18 protein-coding genes and 1 pseudogene are annotated in these 20,247 nt (G+C 70.0%); 9 read left to right on the top strand and 10 right to left on the bottom strand.

What is annotated here, in order from left to right; genetic code table 11:
- Positions 1-9 precede the first annotated feature (9 nt).
- Positions 10-666: a hypothetical protein gene (locus tag TSO352_RS00525; protein WP_247871804.1), complete on the bottom strand. Its 657-nt coding sequence runs from the start codon at positions 664-666 to the stop codon at positions 10-12.
- A gap of 734 nt (positions 667-1,400) precedes the next feature.
- Here TSO352_RS00525 and TSO352_RS00520 point away from each other — a divergent pair.
- The 9 genes and pseudogenes from TSO352_RS00520 to TSO352_RS00470 all read left to right on the top strand — a co-directional run bounded on the left by TSO352_RS00520 (position 1,401) and on the right by TSO352_RS00470 (position 11,226).
- Positions 1,401-1,562: a hypothetical protein gene (locus TSO352_RS00520; protein WP_247871803.1), complete on the top strand. Its 162-nt coding sequence runs from the start codon at positions 1,401-1,403 to the stop codon at positions 1,560-1,562.
- A pseudogene (locus tag TSO352_RS00515) lies at positions 1,562-1,970 on the top strand (PIN domain-containing protein). Before TSO352_RS00520 ends, TSO352_RS00515 begins: the two are co-directional and overlap by 1 nt.
- 450 nt (positions 1,971-2,420) lie before the next feature.
- Entirely contained in the window at positions 2,421-3,944 is a 1,524-nt protein-coding gene (locus TSO352_RS00510; protein WP_109105448.1) for a DUF6492 family protein, read from the top strand.
- Between the two features lie 996 nt (positions 3,945-4,940).
- On the top strand, positions 4,941-6,806 hold the full coding sequence (locus TSO352_RS00495; RefSeq protein ID WP_109105446.1) for a ParB/RepB/Spo0J family partition protein: 1,866 nt from the start codon (positions 4,941-4,943) through the stop codon (positions 6,804-6,806).
- A 128-nt stretch (positions 6,807-6,934) separates the two neighbouring features.
- The gene (locus TSO352_RS00490) at positions 6,935-7,780 is read left to right on the top strand and encodes a DUF932 domain-containing protein (RefSeq protein ID WP_158284486.1); all 846 of its coding nucleotides are present in this window, start codon (positions 6,935-6,937) and stop codon (positions 7,778-7,780) included.
- Between the two features lie 560 nt (positions 7,781-8,340).
- The gene (locus TSO352_RS00485) at positions 8,341-9,444 is read left to right on the top strand and encodes a DUF2493 domain-containing protein (protein WP_109105444.1); all 1,104 of its coding nucleotides are present in this window, start codon (positions 8,341-8,343) and stop codon (positions 9,442-9,444) included.
- 260 nt (positions 9,445-9,704) lie between these two features.
- Entirely contained in the window at positions 9,705-10,166 is a 462-nt protein-coding gene (locus TSO352_RS00480; RefSeq protein ID WP_109105443.1) for a hypothetical protein, read from the top strand.
- A 133-nt stretch (positions 10,167-10,299) separates the two neighbouring features.
- A complete protein-coding gene (locus TSO352_RS00475) occupies positions 10,300-10,737 on the top strand; it encodes an antitoxin Xre/MbcA/ParS toxin-binding domain-containing protein (RefSeq protein WP_109105473.1) in 438 nt (145 codons plus the stop codon).
- 3 nt (positions 10,738-10,740) lie between these two features.
- Positions 10,741-11,226 carry an RES domain-containing protein gene (locus TSO352_RS00470; protein WP_109105442.1) on the top strand — a complete coding sequence of 162 codons (486 nt, stop codon included), beginning with the start codon at positions 10,741-10,743 and terminating at the stop codon, positions 11,224-11,226.
- Positions 11,227-11,914: 688 nt separating this feature from the next.
- Here the strand turns inward: TSO352_RS00470 and TSO352_RS00465 are convergent.
- From TSO352_RS00465 to TSO352_RS00425, 9 genes are read right to left on the bottom strand one after another with little or no spacing between them, the layout of a single operon-like run.
- Positions 11,915-14,029 (bottom strand): type IV secretory system conjugative DNA transfer family protein, encoded by a 2,115-nt coding sequence (locus tag TSO352_RS00465; RefSeq protein WP_109105441.1) that lies wholly within the window; start codon positions 14,027-14,029, stop codon positions 11,915-11,917.
- Positions 14,030-14,040: 11 nt separating this feature from the next.
- Positions 14,041-15,078 (bottom strand): P-type DNA transfer ATPase VirB11, encoded by a 1,038-nt coding sequence (gene virB11, locus TSO352_RS00460; protein ID WP_109105440.1) that lies wholly within the window; start codon positions 15,076-15,078, stop codon positions 14,041-14,043.
- A complete protein-coding gene (virB10, locus tag TSO352_RS00455; RefSeq protein ID WP_109105439.1) occupies positions 15,075-16,232 on the bottom strand; it encodes a type IV secretion system protein VirB10 in 1,158 nt (385 codons plus the stop codon). The genes virB11 and virB10 overlap by 4 nt, the downstream gene beginning before the upstream one ends.
- Complete coding sequence (locus TSO352_RS00450) at positions 16,229-17,089, bottom strand: TrbG/VirB9 family P-type conjugative transfer protein (RefSeq protein ID WP_109105438.1); 861 nt, start codon at positions 17,087-17,089, stop codon at positions 16,229-16,231. Before TSO352_RS00450 ends, virB10 begins: the two co-directional genes overlap by 4 nt.
- Complete coding sequence (locus TSO352_RS00445) at positions 17,086-17,811, bottom strand: VirB8/TrbF family protein (RefSeq protein ID WP_109105437.1); 726 nt, start codon at positions 17,809-17,811, stop codon at positions 17,086-17,088. The genes TSO352_RS00450 and TSO352_RS00445 overlap by 4 nt, the downstream gene beginning before the upstream one ends.
- A complete protein-coding gene (locus TSO352_RS00440; protein WP_109105436.1) occupies positions 17,808-17,978 on the bottom strand; it encodes a type IV secretion system lipoprotein VirB7 in 171 nt (56 codons plus the stop codon). The genes TSO352_RS00445 and TSO352_RS00440 overlap by 4 nt, the downstream gene beginning before the upstream one ends.
- 55 nt (positions 17,979-18,033) lie before the next feature.
- On the bottom strand, positions 18,034-19,095 hold the full coding sequence (locus tag TSO352_RS00435; protein WP_109105435.1) for a type IV secretion system protein: 1,062 nt from the start codon (positions 19,093-19,095) through the stop codon (positions 18,034-18,036).
- A 6-nt stretch (positions 19,096-19,101) separates the two neighbouring features.
- Entirely contained in the window at positions 19,102-19,515 is a 414-nt protein-coding gene (locus TSO352_RS00430) for an EexN family lipoprotein (RefSeq protein WP_109105434.1), read from the bottom strand.
- A 4-nt stretch (positions 19,516-19,519) separates the two neighbouring features.
- Complete coding sequence (locus TSO352_RS00425; protein ID WP_109105433.1) at positions 19,520-20,233, bottom strand: type IV secretion system protein; 714 nt, start codon at positions 20,231-20,233, stop codon at positions 19,520-19,522.
- Between the last annotated feature and the right edge of the window lie 14 nt (positions 20,234-20,247).

Genomic DNA, 20,247 nt, shown 5'->3' with positions numbered 1-20,247 from the left:
CCGAAACGATCAGATCGTCGTTTCTTTTTCGAGACCGGCGATGACCTGAACGGTGTTGCCGACGCCTTCCTTCTGCAGCGTGTTGGACATCGTCTGGTCGTACATGGCCGTGACGGTGTCGTTCGCCGGCTTGCCCGCCTTGCTCGGCTTGGCCGGCTTCTTGGCCGCCGTCCGGATCTTCTCCGAGGAGCCCGGCTTCACCTGATCGACGGCGAACAGGTACTCGTCGTTCCGCTTGGTGATGTTCTTATCGATGTTGGACGCGATCTGGTAATCCTTGACCAGACTGACGCGGATCGCCGACATCCGGCTCTCCGCCTCTTCGCGGGTGATCCGTTTGGCTTTCAGGTCCGCCTTGACGGTGGCGATCTCACCGCGGCGGCAGTTGACCAGCTGGTTCAGCGCGTCCTGCGTCTTCTGCAGGTTGGTGCTTTCCGCCTGGAGGTCGCTCAACGCCCCGGTGATCGCCTGATCGCGACCCTGCTGCAGCTTGGAGTGCCAATAGCCGCCCAGCGCGCCCGCCGCCAGACCGCCCAGACCGCCGATGATGGCGCCGCGGGCGCTGCCAGTCGCCAGACCGCCGATCAGGGCGCCGCCGATGGCGCCGATGGCCGCGCCCTGGATCATGTCCTCGGCAAAGTAGTTGCCGGTGCTGTCCAGGGCCACACGATACGCGTAGCACCGGTCCGAACCATCATTCGCGCCGATGCGTTCGTCTCGGCTGGTCACGCAACCCGGCAGGGCGAGAGCGGTGGCGGTCAGAAGAACGATCGACAATCTGCTGTACGTACGCAACACACGCCCTCCGCTGAGATACAAGCGAATCTCAATCATGTTAAGACACTATCCGACCGGCAACACATCCTAATTCAAGAATGCGCCGTCCAAATATCTTAAATTAGGATACATTCCCGGCCCGCAGAATCAAGCGCCCCAGGGACGGCTTGCAATTGCCGATCCGCCCGGACGCCCGTCGACGACGAAGGACTTTCAATCTCGGGTCGTTGCCGGCTCCCGCCGGCGGCTCCAGCCGGCCACGCCGGCAAGGCCGCCCGGCCGGCGGATTCACAAGGACCACGGCCGCGCCGGCGGCGCCCTTTGTCGCGGTCGGCGACGCAGCGCGTCCCGTCACCCACCCGGGGCGGGGCCCGCCTGACGCGAGGGGGTGCGGCCCAACGCCTCACCGGGATTTTGAGCGTGTGGAGGATGCGCGCCATGGGCCGGAGCGGGTGCGCAAAGGCTCCAGACCGGAGGCTCCCGTGACTCCGGAACCGGGCTCCAGGGATACCCCAGGCGTTGACCCGCCGCGTGTCGGGATATACGCGCGGGAGGTCGATCCATGACGGTCCGCACGACCTTGTTCCAGTCCAGCCGCCGCCAAGCCCCGGCTTCCCAAGGACGTGTCGTTCCCCGCCCATGTCCGCGAGGACGTCATCCTGCGCGAGGGAGCGCGCCGGATCATCGTGCCGGCCAACCGCGTCTGGGACGACGTCTTCGACTCCCCCGGCATCACCTTTCCGGACCGCGACCAGCCCGCGCCGCAAGAGCGCTGGACGTGGTGATGCTGCGCGACATGCTGGGCACCAACGTCTGCATCCGCGTTCTGCGCGACCGTGAGGCTGAGCTCGGTTCAACGCGCAAGCGGGCGGCCTTGTGCATCTCGGCGGTGACGCTGGCCGAGCTGCTGCATGGTGCCGCCAAATCCGACCGCCCGGCGGAGAAGCGCCAGGAGGTCGAGCGGCTGATCGCCCGCCTCGACGTGCTGTCCTTCGACGAGGCCGCCGCGCATGTCGGCCACATCGGACCGAGTTGGAGCGCCAGGGCCTTGGGATCGGGCCGTACGACCGGATGATCGCCGGCCACGCTCGCAGCCACGGGCTTGGCCTCAGGTGACCGGCACTCCCGGCGAATTCAGCCGCGTGCCCGGCCTGCGGTGTGAGGACTGGTTGGACGAGCCGCACGAGCACTGACCACGACCCACGCCGAAATAGCCCCATCGGCCCGCGCGCAAGCGCCCTTGGCACGATGTGGGGGGACACCACCATCCGTCCGTCCGGACAACGGAAACGCGGTGTCGGCACGGGACTTCCCGCTCAGACCGTCGAAAGCTCCGCAAACCTGAAACTCCGCCGGTGCGCTCGGCTGTGCTCTGCAACCAGACCGGACAGACCGGCCGAAAACCACATGAGTTCGAGCAGTTCCTACACCATGTGGCAGGGCACGACCAACGCTGGCTTTCTCAAGGGCTCTGAGCTAACTTTCGTGGACTTTGAAGCGGCGCTCACCGCTCTCTTTGTTGTATGACAATAGAACAATTGAAAGGGCTCTCTATGCGCGAAATCCTCGTCAGATAGTCCCCATGCGTCAAACATATGGGGCGCGGAATGTACTGGCTTAACTATCATTTTTAGCGAACAATAATGACAAAGCAAGTCAAGATTGTGGTGTGCGTTGCCACGCTTAAGGACATTCGCACATGGATTCATGCCTCATACGCCGTTCCTCGACACATCAAGGCTGAGCGATATATTCTTGTTACACCTGAGATATACGCTCCGATCTTTCAAACGGTAAGCAATCCCCGTTTCGAGGTAATCAGTGAAAATGTGGTTGCCCCTGAGTTTGACCTGGAATACGTCGCCAAACGGATGCCAGAAGAAAATCGCTTACGCGCCGGTTGGTATTATCAGCAACTTCTCAAGATCAAATCTTTGATACATTTTACGTCCAGCTCAGAGGACGCGCTTCTTATTTGGGATGCCGACACAATACCCCTAGCAGATTTGAGCTTTGTTCAAGATGAATGCCTGGTATATTTTAAAGGGTCGGAGAATAATCATCAATATTTTGAAACAATTCGCAGATTAACCGGCTTTGAAAAGAATGTGAACTTCAGCTTCATCACCCAATGCTTTCCCATTTTCCGAGGATGGCTGGAAGATTTTGTCACGTTTGTCGAGAGGCGGCACGGGATCCGTTGGTACGACGCGATTTTGAACGCGGCTGACCTGTCACAGAAGTCAGGATTCAGCGAATACGAAACGATGGGTACGTTCCTCGCCAACACCCGACCTGAACGCATGCGCACCTACAACATGGCTTGGAAACGGTTCGGCAACCGTGTCTGCCCCGTCGAGCGCGCGCGGGCGGAAATTCCGGGGACAGAGTTTGCCTACGTCTCTTATGAAACTTGGGATCCCACGCGCGTTCCCGAGAGTGCGCAGGAATTGCCTAGGCCGAGGGATGAGAAAGAATTCATTGCTCTTTTCTTCGACAAGATGATGGGATCCCGTGGGGTGATCCAGGTCGGCGCCAATGACGGCGTAATGGAGGATCCACTCTGCCGCTATCTGCGCGACGACAAGTACAATGACGTTTCTTCCGTTTTGATCGAGCCCCTGGGCTACTATTTCGAACAATTGACTCAACGGCACGCTGACCGGCCAAACACGCTTATGCTGCAGGTGGCGGCGGGCGCGAGCGAGGCGACGCGAAAATTCTATCATATCCCGCCGGAGATTGCCGACGAAATGAATGGCGATGGGCCGCCAAACAATTGGGCTCACGGTCAAGGCAGCTTTTTCCGCCAAAGCGTCGAATTTTGGATTAAGCAAAATCAATTCCGGGGAGAGGTTTATCGCGCAAATCTTGACCGATACCTGTCTGCTATACGAGAAACCACTGTCAACGTCATGCCGCTTCGCTCCCTTGCCTTGGGCGCGATCGAAAACAGTTTGCTGGTGATTGATGTTCAAGGAGCAGAACTCGAAGTCCTTCTAGGGGTAAATTGGCGACAGCGTCCGAACTGGCTGATCTTCGAGCAGGATTTGGGCAAGGTCGGACTTATCCACGATCTCCTCGCTGCGCTCGGTTATGTCCACATTTGTGGATCTGCCAACGCCGTTTGGGGATTGGTGGAGGCCCCTGTTCGCTTCATAGGGTAAGGGGCGGTTTCCAGAACGCGGTGATGCGGTTTGCGATGATGAAGATGGCTGCCGCGCTGAGCAGGGTGAGGATGATCCGCCCCAATCCATCCTATCGGCGACCCAGGCGTTTGTTTGACAGCCCGCTTCGGAAGTTAACGCTGGCGGTGTGAGGGTCTGAGGTGACGGCGGTTTGCAGGGAAAAATCCCTGCCGGATCCCGCCGATGTAGACGCCCGAAGACCGCCGACTGGTGAGCGATTATGGCGCCGGCCAAATCCTGAGCGATGACCAGTACCGTCTGGCCGAACCGCTGATCCCGTCGCCCAAGCCGAGTGGGCGACCGCACCCCACCGACATGCGCCATCTCCCGGACGGCCTGTTCTACATGGCGCCACTGGCTGCCAGTGGCGCCACCTGCCGCCGCCGGCTTTCCCGCCCTGGCAGACCGTTTGCCGCTACTTGCGCGCCTTTCTGGATGTGGGGTGTGGGAGTGCCCGGGCAGATCAGGGTGTACGGTGTGATGCCCGGCATCTTGGTTTCGGCGCCGCACGGGAGAGGCCCCAGCGGCGTCGGCAGACCCGCCCGTCGCGGCATCCACAGCGCGCGTGGGGAGGAGGGGCAGTCAGGACGGCAGACAGCTCTGGATGACCTGCACACAAGCAGGCAACCCGGAGGCTCCCGACCAATGCACACCGGCCCAGCCACCGACGGCCACCCGCCGCTCGCCCTCACCCCCCCGCAACGTCGAGGACGGCGCCGGCATCCGGCGCGTCCTCCCGATCCCGCCCACTCTGCGGCCCCAGCGCTGCTGGCCTCCGTCCGCCTCGTTCCGCAAAGCCGGCTTCGAGGACAACGGCGCCCTCGCCACCGGTGCCGCCGCCCGGCTGCCCGTGGCTCCGGCGGACACCGCCGCCCCAGCCGCCGAACGGCGGTGCACCGCTCCGCAGACCGCCGCCTAGGCCGCCCGCGCCGGTGGGCCCGCCCTGCCGCGCGCCCGTTTTGAGGACCCATTCCCATGAAAACCATCGCCATCCCCCTCGGTCGGCTGCGGCTGGCCGAGACGAACATGCGCACCTCCCACCGCAGCGCCGGTCTGGAGGAGCTGAAGGCCTCGTTGCTGGTGCACGGCCAGCTGCAACCCATCGTCGTCACCCGAGCGCCGGACGGCGACGGCTTCGCGCTCGTCGCTGGGACGCGGCGCACGCTGGCCGCCCGCGCGCTGGTCACCGAGGGCAAGTGGCCCGACACCGTCCGGCTGGCCGCGGTGCGCCGCCGCGCCGACGAGGCCGAGGCGCGCGAACTCAGTCTGGCGGAGAACCTGCAACGTGTCGCGCCCTGCGCCGCCGACGAGGCGCAGGCCGTCGCCCGGCTGGTCGGGGACGGCGCCGATCCGGCGGCGCTCGCCGCGCGCTTCGGCCGGCCGGTGCGCTGCATCCGCCAGCGGCTGGCGCTCGCCGCCCTCAGCCCCGCCGTGCTGGAGGCCCTGCGCGCGGGCCACATCCCGCTGGCCGTCGCCCAGGCGCTGACCCTGTCCGCCTCACACGCCCAGCAGGAGGCGTTGCTGGAACGCGTTCTGGATGGCACGCCGCTGGACGCCGCCCGCACTGTGCGCGAGGCGTTGCGCCGGGCGCAGCTGCCGGCCGGCCACGCGCTGCCCGGCGTGCTGGAGGCCTACGCGGCAGCCGGCGGCACGCTGACCCGCGACCTGTTCGACGGCGCCGACCGTGGCCTGATCGACGATCCGGCGCTGTTCCTCGCCTGCCAGCGGGCGGCGCTCGACGCCGAGGCCGAACGGCGGCGCCCCGGCTGGGCCTTCGTCGAGGTGCAGGACGGACCCCAGGCCTGGAGCTGGCGCGGCGCCTTCAGCCACGCCGTGCCGAGCCTGACGCCGGAGCAGGAGGCCCGTCTCGTCAGCCTTGAGGCGGAGCTGGAGCGCCCGGACCTCACCGACACGGACCGCGCCGCCTTGGGCCAAAAGCTGGACGCCATCGAGCCGGACTACGACCGCGGTGTCTGCGGCGTGGTGGCGGTGCTGGCGCCGGACGGTTCGGTGCAGTGGGTGGAGGGCCTGCGCCGCCGCGATCCTGAACCGGGGCCACTGGCTGAGGACGACGTTCCGCCCTGGGAAGACCCGCCCGCCGGCGGCGCGGCGGTGGAGGACACCTCCGAGGAGCCGAAGCTGTCGGCGGCGGTGCGCGAGGAGCTGGGCGCGGTGCGCACGGCGAGCCTCCAGGCGGCCGTACTGAACAGCCCCGCCATGGCGTTGCGGCTGGCCTGCTTCGCGCTTCTGGCGCCCGGGGCCGGGCCGTGCGGCCGGTTCGGGGCCGAGCACCGCGTCCCCACCGGAACGCGCGAGCACCACGCCAGCCAAGCGTGGCGGAGGGTGGAGGCGGCGCGAGCGGCTTGGGCCGACCGGCTCGGGCTGGAGGCGGGCGGCTATCCCGCTGATCCGGCGGCGCTGTGGGCGGCGCTCGGTGACCCGGCGGTCGACCTGCCACACCTGCTCGCCATGCTGGTCGCGCTGCGCTGCCACCTCCGCCACGGCGAGACCGGCATCGGCCTGGAGATGGCGCGGGAACTCGGCGTCTCGGTGGCGGCCGACTGGCGCCCGGGCCCCGCTTTCCTGGAGCGCCTGCCCAAGGCGTTGATCGAGGACGCCGCCCGGACCATCGCGCCGGGTTTCGCCCTGGCCGTGGGCCGGTTGCGCAAGGCGGAGATGGCCGAGCGGGTCGGGCGCTGCCTGGAGCACCGCGGCGGCGACCCCGCCGATTGGCTGGATCTCACCGGCAGCGCGGTGTCGGCCCGGCGCGGCAACCTGGAGGCGGCGCGCGGCGGCGTCCTGGCTGCCGCCCGGTACCGCCCTCCCCGCCGATGCCGCTGATGAGGCCCCCGGCACGGCTCCGCTCGCCATCGCCGCGGAGTGACACCGGCAACCAACCAGTCAGGACGGCACAACCGGGATGCCTGGACCGTCCGGGCATCCCGCCCCCCCGCAAGGAGACTTCCGCCATGGGTTCTCTCGACCTGATGGAGCGTTACGGCTTCGTTCCCGCCAACCACACAGCCCCAGCCTTCTTCCCGGTGGAGTTGGTGCCGATGAGCGCCGCCGGTCGGACGATCGACGGCTGGCGGGCCCTGGTGCGGCCCGACACCGGGGCGGTGCTGCATTGCTGGCAGGACGGCTACACGCTGGTGCCGCACGAGGCCGCCACCGCCGCCTTCGACGCCGCCCTGCGCGCCGGCGGGCTGGACACCACCGGCATGCTGGTTTCAACCGACCTGACCCACGACGGCCGGCGGCTGTTCCGCCAGTACGTCCTGCCCGCCCACAGCGTCGAGGTCCGCCCCGGCGACGCCACCGCGCTGCGCATCGTCGGCTTCAACAGCTACGACGGCAGCCTGGCGGTCTCCTGGCGCGGCGGCGGCTACCGCTTCGTGTGCGCCAACACCGCGGTGATCGGGCGCGACGTCGCCACCGCCAAGGCCCGCCATTCCGCCAGGCTGGACATGGAGGCGCTCGCCCGCGGTATGGTCGCGGCCTGCACGCTCTACCTGGCCGAGACCGCCCGCTGGTCCCGCTGGGCCGAGCTGCGGGTGGACACCGACCAGGCGGTGCGGATGCTGCGCGCCCTGCCTGGGGCCAGCGACGCCCTGGTCGGCCAGCTGACCACCGCCTGGGTCGGCGGCCGCGAGGACGACACGCTGTGGGCGCTGTACAACCTGTTCACCCACTGGGCCACCCACGACGCCACACGCGGGGCCAACCGCATGGCGACGGTGCACGCCCGCCAGGAGCGGGTGGCGCGGCTGATCGACAGCAAACCGTGGAAGGCGCTGGAGGGCGGGCCGGCCTGAGTCCCGCCCGCCGACGCCGCGACCTGAGGAGGGAGGTGCGTCTGGAGGCCCGCCGCGCCGCCGGCCTGCAACAGTCTTCGCCGGTGAACAGCCGCCCGTGAGGACCAAGCCTGACATCGTGCTCGGGGCCGTCAAGGACGCGCTGGCGCGCGCCGCGCCCGCGGTGCCCGTCGGGCCTCCTTGACCGCCCCTGCGCGCGCCGCCCGTCGGACTCCAGGTCGGGACGGGGGGATGGTCCTTTCAGTCGAACAATGGGATTGCGATTGAAGATGGCGGCGACAACAATATGAGATTCCATTGCACCTTCATTTGATTGATTGCACCCTCTTCTTGGCAAGAGAAACGCAACAATCAACGACCGCAAATAATGATAAGAGACTAGATCCTCTGCGCCGTTGTTTTTCTTGGCATATCCGGCATAATGGTTCTTGTGAGGACGGCGGAGAGACCAACCATCGGGTTCTGCTCCGCCCCTTGAAACAGGTTGGGCGCAGGGAGTTCGCACCTCCCCACGCCCGGCCATCCCTTCCAACCGTTCAAGCCAAAAAGGGACGACATCCATGCATACCACCGACGCCACCCGTCCGGCCACGGCGCATCCGCACAGCGCGCCCGTCAACCCCGACCCGGTGCAGGCCTACCGCGCCGCCCGCGCCCGGGCCCGGGCGGAGGAGCGCGCCCGCCTGCCCGCCGTTGCCCAGGCCATGCGCCCGGTCCTGCCCGCCCCCGACGACGGGTGGAGCGAGGACGAGGTGCGGCTTCAGGCCGAGGACGCCGTGCAGGCCATCGCCCAGCCCTTCCTCGACCACGGGGCGGTGTTCGGCCAGGACCTCGACGGTCAGCTCGATCCCGACCGCGCCCTGCTGCCGGCCTCCGGCATCCTTGGCGCGCTGTGCCACGCGCTTTACCGCCAGCTCGAACTGACCGACCAGCGCATCGACCGCCTCGCCTTGTCCTTGCGCGAGCGGCTGGAGGAGGAGGGGCTGCAGCCCGCCTCCGAAATCGGCAGCCTGCGCCTGGAGCGCCTGCAGCACCAGCTGGCCCAGGCCGAGGCGATGCGCGACCTCGCCCGCGCCGCCGCCATTGGCGCCGCCACCGCCTACAGCCGCGTCACCGGCGACGTCTACGCCCACCGCTCCTCCTTCAACCAGGCGGTTCCGCAGGTCACCGCCGCCCGCGTCGTCGCCTGCGACTGGCAGGAGGCCCGCGCCACCCGCCGCGCGGCGGAGGAACGCCGGGTGTCCGAAGGCTACCAGCTGCTGGTGATGGGCGGCGAGACGGCCGACGAAGCCGCGCTGACCGCCGCTCTCGACCGCGCGCTCGCCCAACACCCCGACACGCTGGTGCTGCGCACCGGCAACCGCCGCGGCGTCCAGACGCTGGCGGCACAGTGGGCGCTGGAGCGCGGTGTGCCCTGCGTCGTCCACACCCCCCGCTGGCAGGAGGGCGGCAAAGCCGCCGGCTTCGCGCGCAACACCGCCATGGTGCGCGCCGCCCAGACCGGGGCGGGGCGGATGGTGCTGGTCGCCGACCGCGAGGACGCCGGCTCGCGCCACCTCGCCGCCGCCGGCCTGCGCGAGGGGATGCGCGTCTGGTGCTTGGCCGAACGCCGGCTGCTCACCGCCGACGACGTCGCCTTCCGGCCCGCGCCCACCCAGCAGTGACCGCACCGGCGAGCCCCCGCCCCAAGCGGGCGGGGGCTCGCCGGTGCCACGGGCACGGTCTGCGAATCGCGATGGGGCTGAAATTTTCCCGGCGGCGCCCGGAGTTCGCGGCCCTCTCCTGCGAGAAGGGTGTTGGGACGGACGGGAACCGATGGCGCGCCACCGGTCCGGCAGCCAGGGCTGACCGGCAAGCGGGCATCCGGGCCGGCAGACGCCGGACCGGGAACCGCCCACCCCCGCACACCGGAGGAGCCCCGGCCATGCCCGACACCGCCCCGATCCCGCTCGTCCCCGACGACGGCGGCGACCACGCGCTGCTGCAGTTGGGTGAGGAGCACGGCGTCCTGCTCGAGGCCTACCGCGCGCTGTGCCGCACCCAGCCGATCGCCGACGAGCCGCTGGACCGCCTGACCCAAGCCCTGACCGAGCTGGAGGGGTGGGCCGCCCGATTGCCCGCGTACAGTGCGGCGGGACTGCTGGTGCGGCTGCGCGTGCTGTGGGCCGCTCTCGACCACACCGACGCCAGCCTGTTCCGCCCGCCCGGGCCCGAGGCCGGCATCGTCCACCGCCTCGTCTGGGGCGCTCTCGACGATGCCCGCCGCCTCGCCGGCCGTGGCGCCCCCCGGGACCGGCCCTTCACCCGCCGGACGGCGTCGGGCCCGCCTCCAACCGCGCTCCCGGCGGCACGGCGCACGCGTCGGCCAATTCCTTCAGGCGGGTGACGGTCGGCCGGCGTTCGGCCACGACGGGCCCCCGCGGGCGAGGACGATTCGCGGATCGACGAGCGGCCCCAAGGTCTCTTGCGCTCCGATCAAATGATGCCATATTGTGGGATCAGTTGGTTTGGGGGCGGTGATGCAGATTCAGGAGATCGTGAACGTTATGGGTGGCCGCGCCACGTTTGACCGCGCCGTCACCACGCCGATGGACCTGCAGCGCCGGATCGGCGAGGGGGTGACCGTCGACGCCCTCGACCGGGTTGTCAAACACGTTTACGCCGATCCGGCGGCGCGCCGGACCCTGATGAACCGCATCGTGCCGGAGGGGACGCTGAAGCGCCGCCTGCGGGAGGGCCGGCTCACGCCGGCGGAAGGCGAGCGCACGGCGCGCGTGGCGAATGTTATCGCGCACGCCGAGTACGTGTGGCGCAACGCCGAGGACGCCCGGCAGTGGTTGACGACGCCGCACCCGGAACTCGCTGACCGTGCTCCCATCGAGGTGGCCATCGACGAGTTCGGCGCCCGCCATGTCGAAGACATCCTCGACGCGATCCTGCACGGGCTGCCCGCGTAATCCATGCCATCGCACCCGACCGGGCCGCTGACGGCGTTCCGCATCGCGGACGACCGTTTTCCGCTGCTGGACGGCGGCGGGGCCTTCAAGACCGGTGGCCGCTGGAACTCCAGGGGGCGCTACGTCGTCTATGCCGGGCTTGGCTTCGCCACCGCGCTGTTGGAGAAACTGGCGCACACGCGGATCGGCCGGATCCCGGCCGGGCAGCAGTTCGCCGAGATTTTCGTTCCAGGGCACGTCGTGGTCGAGGAGATCGGCCCGGGCGACGTGCCCGGATGGGACGATCCCAGCTACGCCGCCAGCCGCGCCTATGGCGATGCGTGGTACGACAGCCGGCGTTCGGTGGTCCTGGTCGTGCCGTCACACCCGGCCATGGGCTTCGAGCGCAACCTCCTGATCAACCAGCTTCACCCGGACTTCGCCGACATCCGCGCGTCCCGGCCACGGCCCGTCATTTGGGATGCCCGTTTGTTCGCACCGTCTCCCTGAGCGGCATTGCCATGCAGGACCGGGCGGAGCGCCTTCCTGTTGAGAGCATCGTCAACGTGTTGGTCGCTGGGCCGAAGTGCCCAAATTGGCCCGAAGGCTGCTGGCGGTCCGGTGATTGCGCCGCCAGCGGCGCGCCAGCGACCACGGCCCACAGCTGAAACACCCGGGTGTGGGCCTCCCGATGCTCGGCGACGGGACGATGGTCGCGACGCCGATGAAACAGCTTTGCGATCGGAGTGGGAGGGCGCTCGGGTATCGGGCCCGCTGAAGCCGAGCCCCCGATGCCGTACAAGGCCGATGAGCCCCGCCGCCACGCCATCCCGAAGGCCCGCGGCCACGTGGAGAACTGGGCGGCCCACGCTCCGATGGGCTTGGTCTGCCCGTACGTCGCCGGGACGGGCCGGGGTCGTCCTTGGTTTGTTTCGTGGGCGCGGTTTTGGGATTTATTGGGGCTTGGGAAGTGTTGGCCAGCGGTGCCACGTTCTCCGGTCCTACGCGTCGGCGCGGCCGCGCCTCCTCCCCGAGCCAGCACCGGGGTGCGGCGCCGCGCTCACCTGTGGGCAGCCGGCCCGGCGCTGTCTCAGCCCTGCGGGTGACGTCCCGGGCCAGCGGATGGGGTCAAGGGCGCTGGCCGGACGCTGTTGGTCGGGCGGGCGGCGTCCGCCAAGCAGTCCGCACGTCCCATGGCTCACCTCGGCTCGGCGGACGGGATGGAAGGCGGGGTCGCTGCGTCTTCGCCGCTGCGGCGGGGGGCGGCGCTCTCGACCGTCGGCACGGGCACGGCGTCGAGGATCGCCGCCACCACGGCTTTGCCGTCCTCCAGCCCATAGCGGCTGAGGTCCACCTCGGTGCCGAGGATCGCGCCGATCAGCCCGTCCGCCGGGTCGGGCCGCAGCTCCGGTTCGCCGGCTGGGTGTGCGGCGGCCTCGGCGTCCGCCGGGGAGCGTGCCTGCCCCGCGGAGAGCGCGGTCCCCTCGGCCGTCCGGCGGCCTCCCTTCGGCCGGGACATCGTCCGCCGTGGGGCTGGGCGCGCCGGCATCGGGGCTCCGGTTTCCGCTTCGGCAGCGATCGGCTCGAAGCCCTTGCCCTGGTCGAGGCGCACCGGAATGTCGATCGGCGCCACCACCGGCGGCGGGCGGAGCAGACGGGCGAAGACGGGATCCTCGTAATGGCGGATGCGCCGCGCCCGGATCGGGTGGAAGCCGGGCCGCAGCAGAATGGCGTCCTGCGGCCTCAGCCGCATGATCTCCTGCGGCAGCAGCAGGGCGCGCCGCTGCTCGCTCTCGCTCACGCTCAGCCGGTCGCGGCGGAACAGCCGCCAGAAGCGTGGACCGCTGTGCGTGCGTCCCGCCACCGTGCCATAGCCGAGCCGCGCGCTCAGCTCCTCGCACAACGCCAGGTCTTTCGTGCCGAACACCACCTCCAGCCCGCAATTGTCGAGGATGGCCGCCGCCTTGTCGGGGCCGTAGAGGTCGCGGTCGCGCAGCTGCGCCTTGCTCTGCAGGATCAGCATCAGCCGCATGTTGTAGCCGGCCACATAGGCGAAGGCGTCGGCCAGCACCGGCATCGGCCCCAGCAGCGTGAACTCGTCCAAGAGCAACAGCAGCTGATGGCGGGCGGACGGGTCGTGCTGGGGCAGCGTGCGCACGGTGAGGTCGATGAGCTGCTGAAAGAACAGCGCCAGCAGCGGGCGCAGCCGGGCGATGTTGTCGGGCGTGACGCCGATGTAGACCGCGTGCAACGAGCGGCGCAGCGCCCGCAGGTCGAAATCGCTGGCCGCGGTGGCGGCGTCGATGCGCGGGTTGAACCACAAGGACAGCCGGGCGGTGATCGTCTTGCGAATCGAGTTCACCAGGTCGGGCGAGCCCTTCAGATAGTCCTCCAGCGCTTTCACCGTCGCCTCGGTGTAGGGTGCGCCCCGCCGGCGCCGCGCCTCGATGCGCTCGATCATCGAGCGCGCGCCGTCGACGCTGGACAAGAGCCGCAGCACCTCGCCGAAGGTCAAGGGCAGCTCGGGCGTCTCCGCCAGGAACCCGGCCGCCCCGGTGAAGGCCGAGCGCGCCGCGTCGGTCCAGAACTGCTGGTCGCCGGTGGCGTGCGGGAACACCATCTGGGCGATGCGCTGGATGTCCTCGAAGGCGTCGATGGTGCCGCGGCGCACGTAGCTGAAGGGGTTGTAGCGTGCGGTGCGGCCGTCGGGCGCCAGCGGGTCGAACAGCACCACCCGTTGCCCGGCCGCCGCCCGGATGCCGGCCGTCGCCCCCCAGGTTTCCTTCTTCACGTCCAGGCACACCAGCGAGGCCTCGTAGAGCAGGGCGTTGGGGATCACCAGCCCGACCCCCTTGCCGGAGCGGGTGGGCGCGTAGCAGGCGACATGCTCGGGCCCGCCAAAGCGCAAGAAACGGCCGCGGCGGTCGCGTCCGACGAAGAGGCCGCCGACGCGGTCGTCAAAGCCGGCCTCCCTCCGCTCGCGCCGCCCGGCCCAGCGCGTCTCGCCATGAAGCGGCCGGCGCGCTCCCGGCCAACCGCCGCGCGCCAACCGGCCCAGCACGAGCAGCACCGGCACGGCGGTGGCGGCGGCCGCGGCCAACCGCAGCCAGGGCCCAACCACCGGGTGATGGACGCCGTAATGCTGCAGGTAAAGCCAGTATTGGGCGAGCGGCAGGGTGTCGGGGGTCAGCAGGTTGGTGCCGGCCAGAAAAACCAGCGAGGCGATGGCCGACCACAGCACCGCCAGCACCAGCAGCGCCACGACGACGGCGAGCGCCTTGGCCGGAGCGGGCCAGTCCTCGAGGCTGTCCATCGGCGGCTCCCTCAACCGGCCGCGCGGAGGACCGGCGCGTCCCCCAGGGCGCTCTTGGCGAGCGGGTCGAAGAAGACCTCCGCGATGGCGAAGCCGTCGGGCCCGCGCCGGCAATGGGCGACGATGTCGATGCGCTGGCGCAGCAGGGCGTGCACGTCGGCGTCGGCGAGGTGGCGGCCGGCCTCGTGCTGCTTGACCATCAGGCGCAGCGCGTCGAAGGCGTCGGCCGCGCTGCCGGCGTGGCAGGTGGTGATGGCGCCGGGATGCCCGGCGGCGAGCGCGCGCAGGAAGGTGAAGGCGGCGCCGTCGCGCAGCTCCTGCATCAGCACGCGGTCCGGGCGCATGCGCAACGCCGCCTCGATCAGGTCCTCCGGCCGCACCCGCGCCACGCCCTGGTCGCCCTTGCTGTAAAAGAGCGCCACGCGGTTGCGCTGGGGCAGGCCGATGAACTCGGCGGTGTCCTCGATGGTGACCAGGCGCTCCTCCCGCGGAATGGCCTGGATCAGCGCCTTGGCGACGGTGGTCTTGCCCGAGCCGGTGTCGCCGGTGGCGATGATGGTCTTCTTCGCCTGGACCGCCAGCGGGAAGAAGCGCGCCCAGTCGCCGGCCTGGTGCAGCGCCATCAGCCGGGCGTCGCCGGGAGCCACGCCCGGGGCCGCCGGCTGGGTGCGGGCGAACAGGCCGGCGGCGGCGAGCGCGGCGATGGTCGGGTTGAAGACGGCGGGCCGCCGGATGGTCAGGCTGAGCGTGCCGGCGGCGACCGCGGGCGGGCGGGCGATCTGCACCCGCTCACCATCCGGCAGGACCGAGGCGCACAGCGGGTGCTCCGGCCCGACATCCTGCTGCGACAAGGCGGCGCACAGCGTGGCGATGGCGTCGAGCCGCTCGAAGGTGAGATCTGGCCGCTCGTGCCAGGACCAGACCCCCGCCCGCGCCACCCCGGCCTCGCCCGGCCGGTTGACCACAAGGTCGGTCACATCCCGGTCGGCGAGCAGCCCGGCCACCGGCTCCAGCAGGAGCCGCAAGGTGGTTTCCCCGGCGCGCGTCATGGCCGGCCTCCGGGGAGCCAGGGCCGGTCCGAGACGGGGGCGGCGGTGGGCTGCACGCGGTAGACGGTGGAGAAATCGAGGTCGCGGGCGACGAAGATGCTGACCAGCTCACCCTGGTTCTTGCGCAGGGTGGGCGGGATGTCGATGCTGCCGCGCAGGCTCTCGGCGATCACCGACTGGGTCTGGCCGGTGTTGATCGTGGTGGTGCCCTCTTTCGACGCCGCCGCCACGCCGGCCTGGAGGACGCCGTCGACGAAGGACAGCAGCAGGGCGCCGCCGAAGCGCTGCCAGAAATGGCGGTCCACCGCGCCGTCGAGGCCCGAGCGCCCGAGCGGGTCGGAGGCCGGGCTGTCGAGCGCGATCACCACCCCTTGCGGGGTTTCGGCGCGGGTCCAGACGACGAACATCCGCTCCACCCCCTGGCGGACGCCGCCACGGAACTCGCCAACCACCTTGGTGCCGCGGTCGAGCAGCGTCAGGCCGGTCGTGCCGAGCACATCCTGCGGCACGACGCAGGTGACAAACCCGGGCAGGGTTGAGTCCATCGCGGTCTGCAGGATGCAGGGGATGACGGTGCCGGTGCTCAGCCGATAGGGCTGGTTCTTCAGCACACCGGCCGACGCCCCGGTCAGCCGGGTCGGCTGGAGCCGTGTGGCCAGATCGTCCGCCCCGGGTTGGCCCATCCCCCGTCCTCCGTCCCCCGGCATTCCGGCGCCATCGCCCAGCGGGAGCGCGGCCCCCGGAACGGCCCCCGGGGCGGGGTTGGCTCCGCCTCCCCCGTTTGCCGTGTAGACCAGCAGGCGGGGCTGGCGCTGTGACGGCGGCGCCGCCTGGGCGGGGGTGAGCGCCAGGGGCTTCTCCGGCAGCGGCGGGGGCGGGGGCGGCGGCACCGGCAGCGCCGCCGGCTGCACGGGCAACGGCGGCGGCGGCTCGTAGCGGATCGCCGGGCGCACCGCGCGGGGCGGGCCGTCCTGCGGCTTGAGGTTGGGCTTCTCCGCGCTCAGGAGGATGGCGCCGCAGGCCAGCACCGTCCCGGCGACCAGGGCGCCGATGCCGGCCTTGCGGCCGACGCCCGGGGCGCGGCCGGCCACCTCGGAGACATGGCGCTCACCGGCAAGCGCGCCGCCGGGCGGCGGGGTGGGGGCCTCGCTCATCGCCCGGCGCTCCTGACGCTGCGGGTGACGTCCGGCGTGCCGGTGCCGGTGCCGGGGTCGCGGCCGACCGGGTCGAAGCCGCGGTTGACGACGCGCAGGGCCTCCCGCCCGTCGCGCAGCACGAAGGCCGGCGCGGTGGTCGGTACGACGGCAACATCGCCGGCCATGGTGTAAGAAACGATCGCCTCGCTGCCGTCCGGCGCCACCGCGTAGATCGCCGGAACGCGCCGGCTGCCGGGAAAGCGCAAGGCGGTCTGGCGGCCGTTGTCGCTGATCTCGGTCGGCTCCAGCGCGCGTGAGCCCTGCGCGACGTAGCGCCAGTTGCGCGGCCCCTGCGCCCAGGCGGTGGCGAGGCGGGCCTGCGCCTCCCCCTCCCGCGCCCGCTCCGCCTCGCGGTCCTGGCGCGCGGCGCGTGCGGCGCGCTCGTCTTGCGGGTAGCGGAACTGGACGGCGAACATGGCGGCGCCGGCACCATCCTCACTGCGCTCGGCGACCAGCCGCAGCTGGTACGAGCGCAACAGCCCGTCGGCACGCCGGGTGACCACCTGGGCGTTGGTGGCGGCGCGGACCTCGGTGGGCTTCAAGAACAGCATGTTGGCGGCCGGTTGGGCCAGCCAGGCCTCGGCGTCGCCGATGGCCACCTGGGTGATCTCCTCGGCCGGTCCGAAGGTGATCTGCGTGGAGTTGGTCGGGCAGCCGACGATGCGGACGACGTTGAGCGCGTTGTAGGCGACCAGCTGGACCCTGGGGTCGAAGCCGCCGGGGTGCGGCGCCTGCTCGGCCTGTGCGGCAGCAACGCCCAAGGTGGCCGCGGCCACCACAGCCATGGCCGGTCCGATGGAGCGGGTGCGGATCATGGCGTGGCCTCCATGTCGGCGCGGTAGCTGGTGACCATGAGGCCGAGCGGGTTGACGTTGATGGCCGAGGCGCTGACGGGACCGGGCACGACGTCAAAGCCGATGGTGGCGACCATGCGCTTGGCCGGCAACGCCACGTCGCCCTTGCGCTCGTGCTGGACGAAGCGGATTTGGGCGAGCTTGGCCCCGAGAAAGCTGGTGGAGACCCACCGCAGCGTCGCCGTGCCGTCGCGGCCGAGCACCACCTGCGGGCTGGCCGGGTTGGAGCCGCGGAACTCGGCCGCGTAGTCGGCCTGCACCGCCGGTGCCGACATCAGGGCCACCGCCTCAAAGTTGGCCGGCGCCTCGGCGGCGCTGTAGCCCTGGCGCAGCCGGACATACTGCCAGAGGAAATAGCGCTGCTCGGCCTCGGTCGCCTCCAACGGGCCACCGCGCAGGTCGTAGACCCGCTCGACCGCCCCGGTGGCGTTGTCCACCCGGAACACCAGCGGAACCACGCTCTTCAGCGGCGTCAACGCGGCGACGGCGACCGCTCCGGCCAGGCCGACCAGGGCGCCGACGGCGCCGATCGCCACGCCGGCGCGGGCGGTGCGCCGGCAGGCGCGCAGACGGTCGGCCTCGTAGCTGGCAACCTTGGCGAAATAAGCGTCGAGCAGGACGGGATCGGCGGGAACCGGACGGGCCAGGAAGGCGTCGGCGGGAGCCGGGGTGGAGGCGCTCATCGGCCATCCTCCCCGGCCGGCGACGCCGCCTGCAGATCGTCGGCGGTCGGGGTCCAGCGGCCGGCGTTCAGCGGTCGGACGGGGCCGGACGGTTCGGTGAGCGGCGGGTGCCCGGCGCAGGCGGTCAGGGCGAGAAGGGTGAGGCCGAGTGTGAGCCGCAGGATCATGCCGGGGTTCCTTGGCTGGGGCGGGGTTCGGGCGCCGACGCGCCCAGGATGTCGCTCAAACCGACGCACCGCGGTCGGAGAGGGACGCGCCGGTCGGCGGGCGACGAGGTTGGTGCGGCGGGCGGGCGGGGCCTGCGGCGGCGCGCCAACCGGCCGCGGCGGCGTGGTGCAGCGCGCCGAGCGCGCCGGAGCGGCCGACGCGCTGCGGGGTGCCCTCCCCATCCACCCGGCTGTGGCCGGTCGAGCCGACGGCTCCGCGGGCGGCGCGGGCAAGCGCACCGGTGTGGAAGGCAAGCCCGCCGGACAGCGAGGCGGCAAAGGCCGGCAGCTGGAAGGCCACATAGGCCGCCACAGCGAAGAAGATCATGCCGGCGAGCAGAACCTGGAGCATCACCATGGGGTCGACAGAACCCATGCGCACAATAGAACCTACCACCTCTTGTTCAACGGCGAGCACGATGAAGAGCAAGACAATGGTGGTGACCTGCAGGATGACGCAGGAGATCAGCGAACCGATCCAGCGCTCGAAGATGGCGCGGGTGGCGGTGAACAGCACCAAGGGAACGAGCAGCGGCCCAAGCGCAACGTACAGCGCCAGAATCACCCGCGAGATCAGCCAGATGGCGAAGCAAAAACCGGTGGAGAGGATCGCCACGGCCCAGAACAGGACAACGACGGCCTTCTCGGCGATGTCGCTCCAGCCCAGCGTACGCCACACCTCAAGGCCGGCGCGCCACGCCCGCAGCCAAACCTGATCGAAGCTGTTGGCATTAACGATCCGGACGGAGCCGGACGAGGTCAGAGCGCTTGTCAAACCGTTCGGCAGCGTGGTGAAGAACAGATCGTAGACATATTGCTGATAGACCCCAGCTCCGGTCACCACCCACACCACCAGGATCATCCTGAGGATGCGGCCGAACAGAGCCGCACCGGTTTCAGACACCTCGCCGCGCACGACCAACAGGGCGGTGAGGGCGATGTACAGCACCAGGGCCACCCGCAGCGGAGCCGCCACATAGATCAGGAAGGCGTTGAACACCTCCGCCACGACTACGATGAGTGGGGCCTCCACCTGAGAGACGATGTAGGCAAAAATCTGCCACTGGATGTCGCCCATGATGGGTCACCTCGCTGCCTGTCCGGCTTCGATCAGCAGTGAGCGCTTTGCCACTTCGCAGTAATTTAACCCTGGATTTCTGCGGCATAAGATAAGTTTGCTTTGCCGATTTTCGGGATCGCTGGACCAGAAGGCTGGATCGTTCGGGTCCATGGTCCCGGTGCGCGACCGTGCGTCCCGCAACGCCACCTCGACGCTCGCCGCCTGGGCGTTGACGCAGTCGGGGTCGCGGCCCAGACGGCCGGGATCGTCGAAGCAGGCCAGCTGCACCTGGGCGCGGGTCTGCGGGTGGTCGGCGTACCAGCTCACCGTCCGCGGCGCGGTCGATGGCGTTCCCTGCGCCGCCACCGGCCCGGTGGCAGCGACCACCAGCGCCAGAAGGACGGGCAGGGCTTGCACGGGGCAGGAGGTTTGGATCATTGGGTCAGCCTCCGCGCGCCTTGGCCTGCTCGATCAGCGCGTCGATCGACTGCCGGCGCCGCTCCTGTTCGCGCTGGTCCCGGTTGCGCATCTGCGCCTGCTGCCACAGCAGCAGCGATTGTGCCTGCACCTGCTGGGCCTGGATGTAGGCCTGCTCCGCGCCGATCCGGGCGGCCAGGTCGGCCACCGCCTTGGCGTCCGACGCGGTGGCGAGCTGCGCTTCGATCCCCTGCAGGGCGGTGACCCGGTCGGCCGCCGACTGGTAGAGCTCGCCCGCCATCGCCTGCGCCCCGGCGACGCTGGTGGCGTTGCGCTGCATCTCCTGCGCCTGGAAGTCCGGGCTGGCCGGCGCGTAGACGCGGTTACGCTCCAGGTAGCCTTGGGCCACGGCCCCGAGGGTGCCCGGTCCCAGGGTGGTGCCGTTCATCACCGAGCCCAGCGCGCCGCTCTGCGCGGGCAGCGCGTTGCGGAACGGATCGACGTTCAGCTGCCGGCCAAGCTGGTTGAGCGCGTCCGACGGCGCGTGGGCGACGGCCTGGTAGGTGTTGAGCAGCTGCTGATATTGCTGCTGCATGACCTGAAGCTGCTGCGCCAGCTGTTGAACCTGCTCGATGTTGCGCGCGAGGTTGGTGACGTCGAGCACCTGATACTGCGCCCGCGCCGGGAGCGCCGCGGCGGCGATCACGGTGACGGTTGCGGCGAAAGCCGGTCTGCGCATGGCGGTGTCCTCCC

This window comes from Azospirillum sp. TSO35-2 (assembly GCF_003116095.1).
Classification (GTDB): domain Bacteria; phylum Pseudomonadota; class Alphaproteobacteria; order Azospirillales; family Azospirillaceae; genus Azospirillum.
The sequence above is the reverse complement of the archived record's forward strand: the minus strand, read 5'-3'. Positions and strand labels throughout refer to the sequence as shown.

What these genes read in the sequence shown, in the direction of transcription:
- TSO352_RS00510 (WP_109105448.1), top strand. Translation starts at nt 2,421, where the DNA reads ATGACAAAGCAAGTCAAGATTGTGGTGTGCGTTGCCACGCTTAAGGAC.
- TSO352_RS00495 (WP_109105446.1), top strand. Translation starts at nt 4,941, where the DNA reads ATGAAAACCATCGCCATCCCCCTCGGTCGGCTGCGGCTGGCCGAGACG.
- TSO352_RS00490 (WP_158284486.1), top strand. Translation starts at nt 6,935, where the DNA reads ATGGGTTCTCTCGACCTGATGGAGCGTTACGGCTTCGTTCCCGCCAAC.
- TSO352_RS00485 (WP_109105444.1), top strand. Translation starts at nt 8,341, where the DNA reads ATGCATACCACCGACGCCACCCGTCCGGCCACGGCGCATCCGCACAGC.
- TSO352_RS00480 (WP_109105443.1), top strand. Translation starts at nt 9,705, where the DNA reads ATGCCCGACACCGCCCCGATCCCGCTCGTCCCCGACGACGGCGGCGAC.
- TSO352_RS00475 (WP_109105473.1), top strand. Translation starts at nt 10,300, where the DNA reads ATGCAGATTCAGGAGATCGTGAACGTTATGGGTGGCCGCGCCACGTTT.
- TSO352_RS00470 (WP_109105442.1), top strand. Translation starts at nt 10,741, where the DNA reads ATGCCATCGCACCCGACCGGGCCGCTGACGGCGTTCCGCATCGCGGAC.
- TSO352_RS00465 (WP_109105441.1), bottom strand. Translation starts at nt 14,029, where the DNA reads ATGGACAGCCTCGAGGACTGGCCCGCTCCGGCCAAGGCGCTCGCCGTC.
- virB11 (WP_109105440.1), bottom strand. Translation starts at nt 15,078, where the DNA reads ATGACGCGCGCCGGGGAAACCACCTTGCGGCTCCTGCTGGAGCCGGTG.
- virB10 (WP_109105439.1), bottom strand. Translation starts at nt 16,232, where the DNA reads ATGAGCGAGGCCCCCACCCCGCCGCCCGGCGGCGCGCTTGCCGGTGAG.
- TSO352_RS00450 (WP_109105438.1), bottom strand. Translation starts at nt 17,089, where the DNA reads ATGATCCGCACCCGCTCCATCGGACCGGCCATGGCTGTGGTGGCCGCG.
- TSO352_RS00445 (WP_109105437.1), bottom strand. Translation starts at nt 17,811, where the DNA reads ATGAGCGCCTCCACCCCGGCTCCCGCCGACGCCTTCCTGGCCCGTCCG.
- TSO352_RS00440 (WP_109105436.1), bottom strand. Translation starts at nt 17,978, where the DNA reads ATGATCCTGCGGCTCACACTCGGCCTCACCCTTCTCGCCCTGACCGCC.
- TSO352_RS00435 (WP_109105435.1), bottom strand. Translation starts at nt 19,095, where the DNA reads ATGGGCGACATCCAGTGGCAGATTTTTGCCTACATCGTCTCTCAGGTG.
- TSO352_RS00430 (WP_109105434.1), bottom strand. Translation starts at nt 19,515, where the DNA reads ATGATCCAAACCTCCTGCCCCGTGCAAGCCCTGCCCGTCCTTCTGGCG.
- TSO352_RS00425 (WP_109105433.1), bottom strand. Translation starts at nt 20,233, where the DNA reads ATGCGCAGACCGGCTTTCGCCGCAACCGTCACCGTGATCGCCGCCGCG.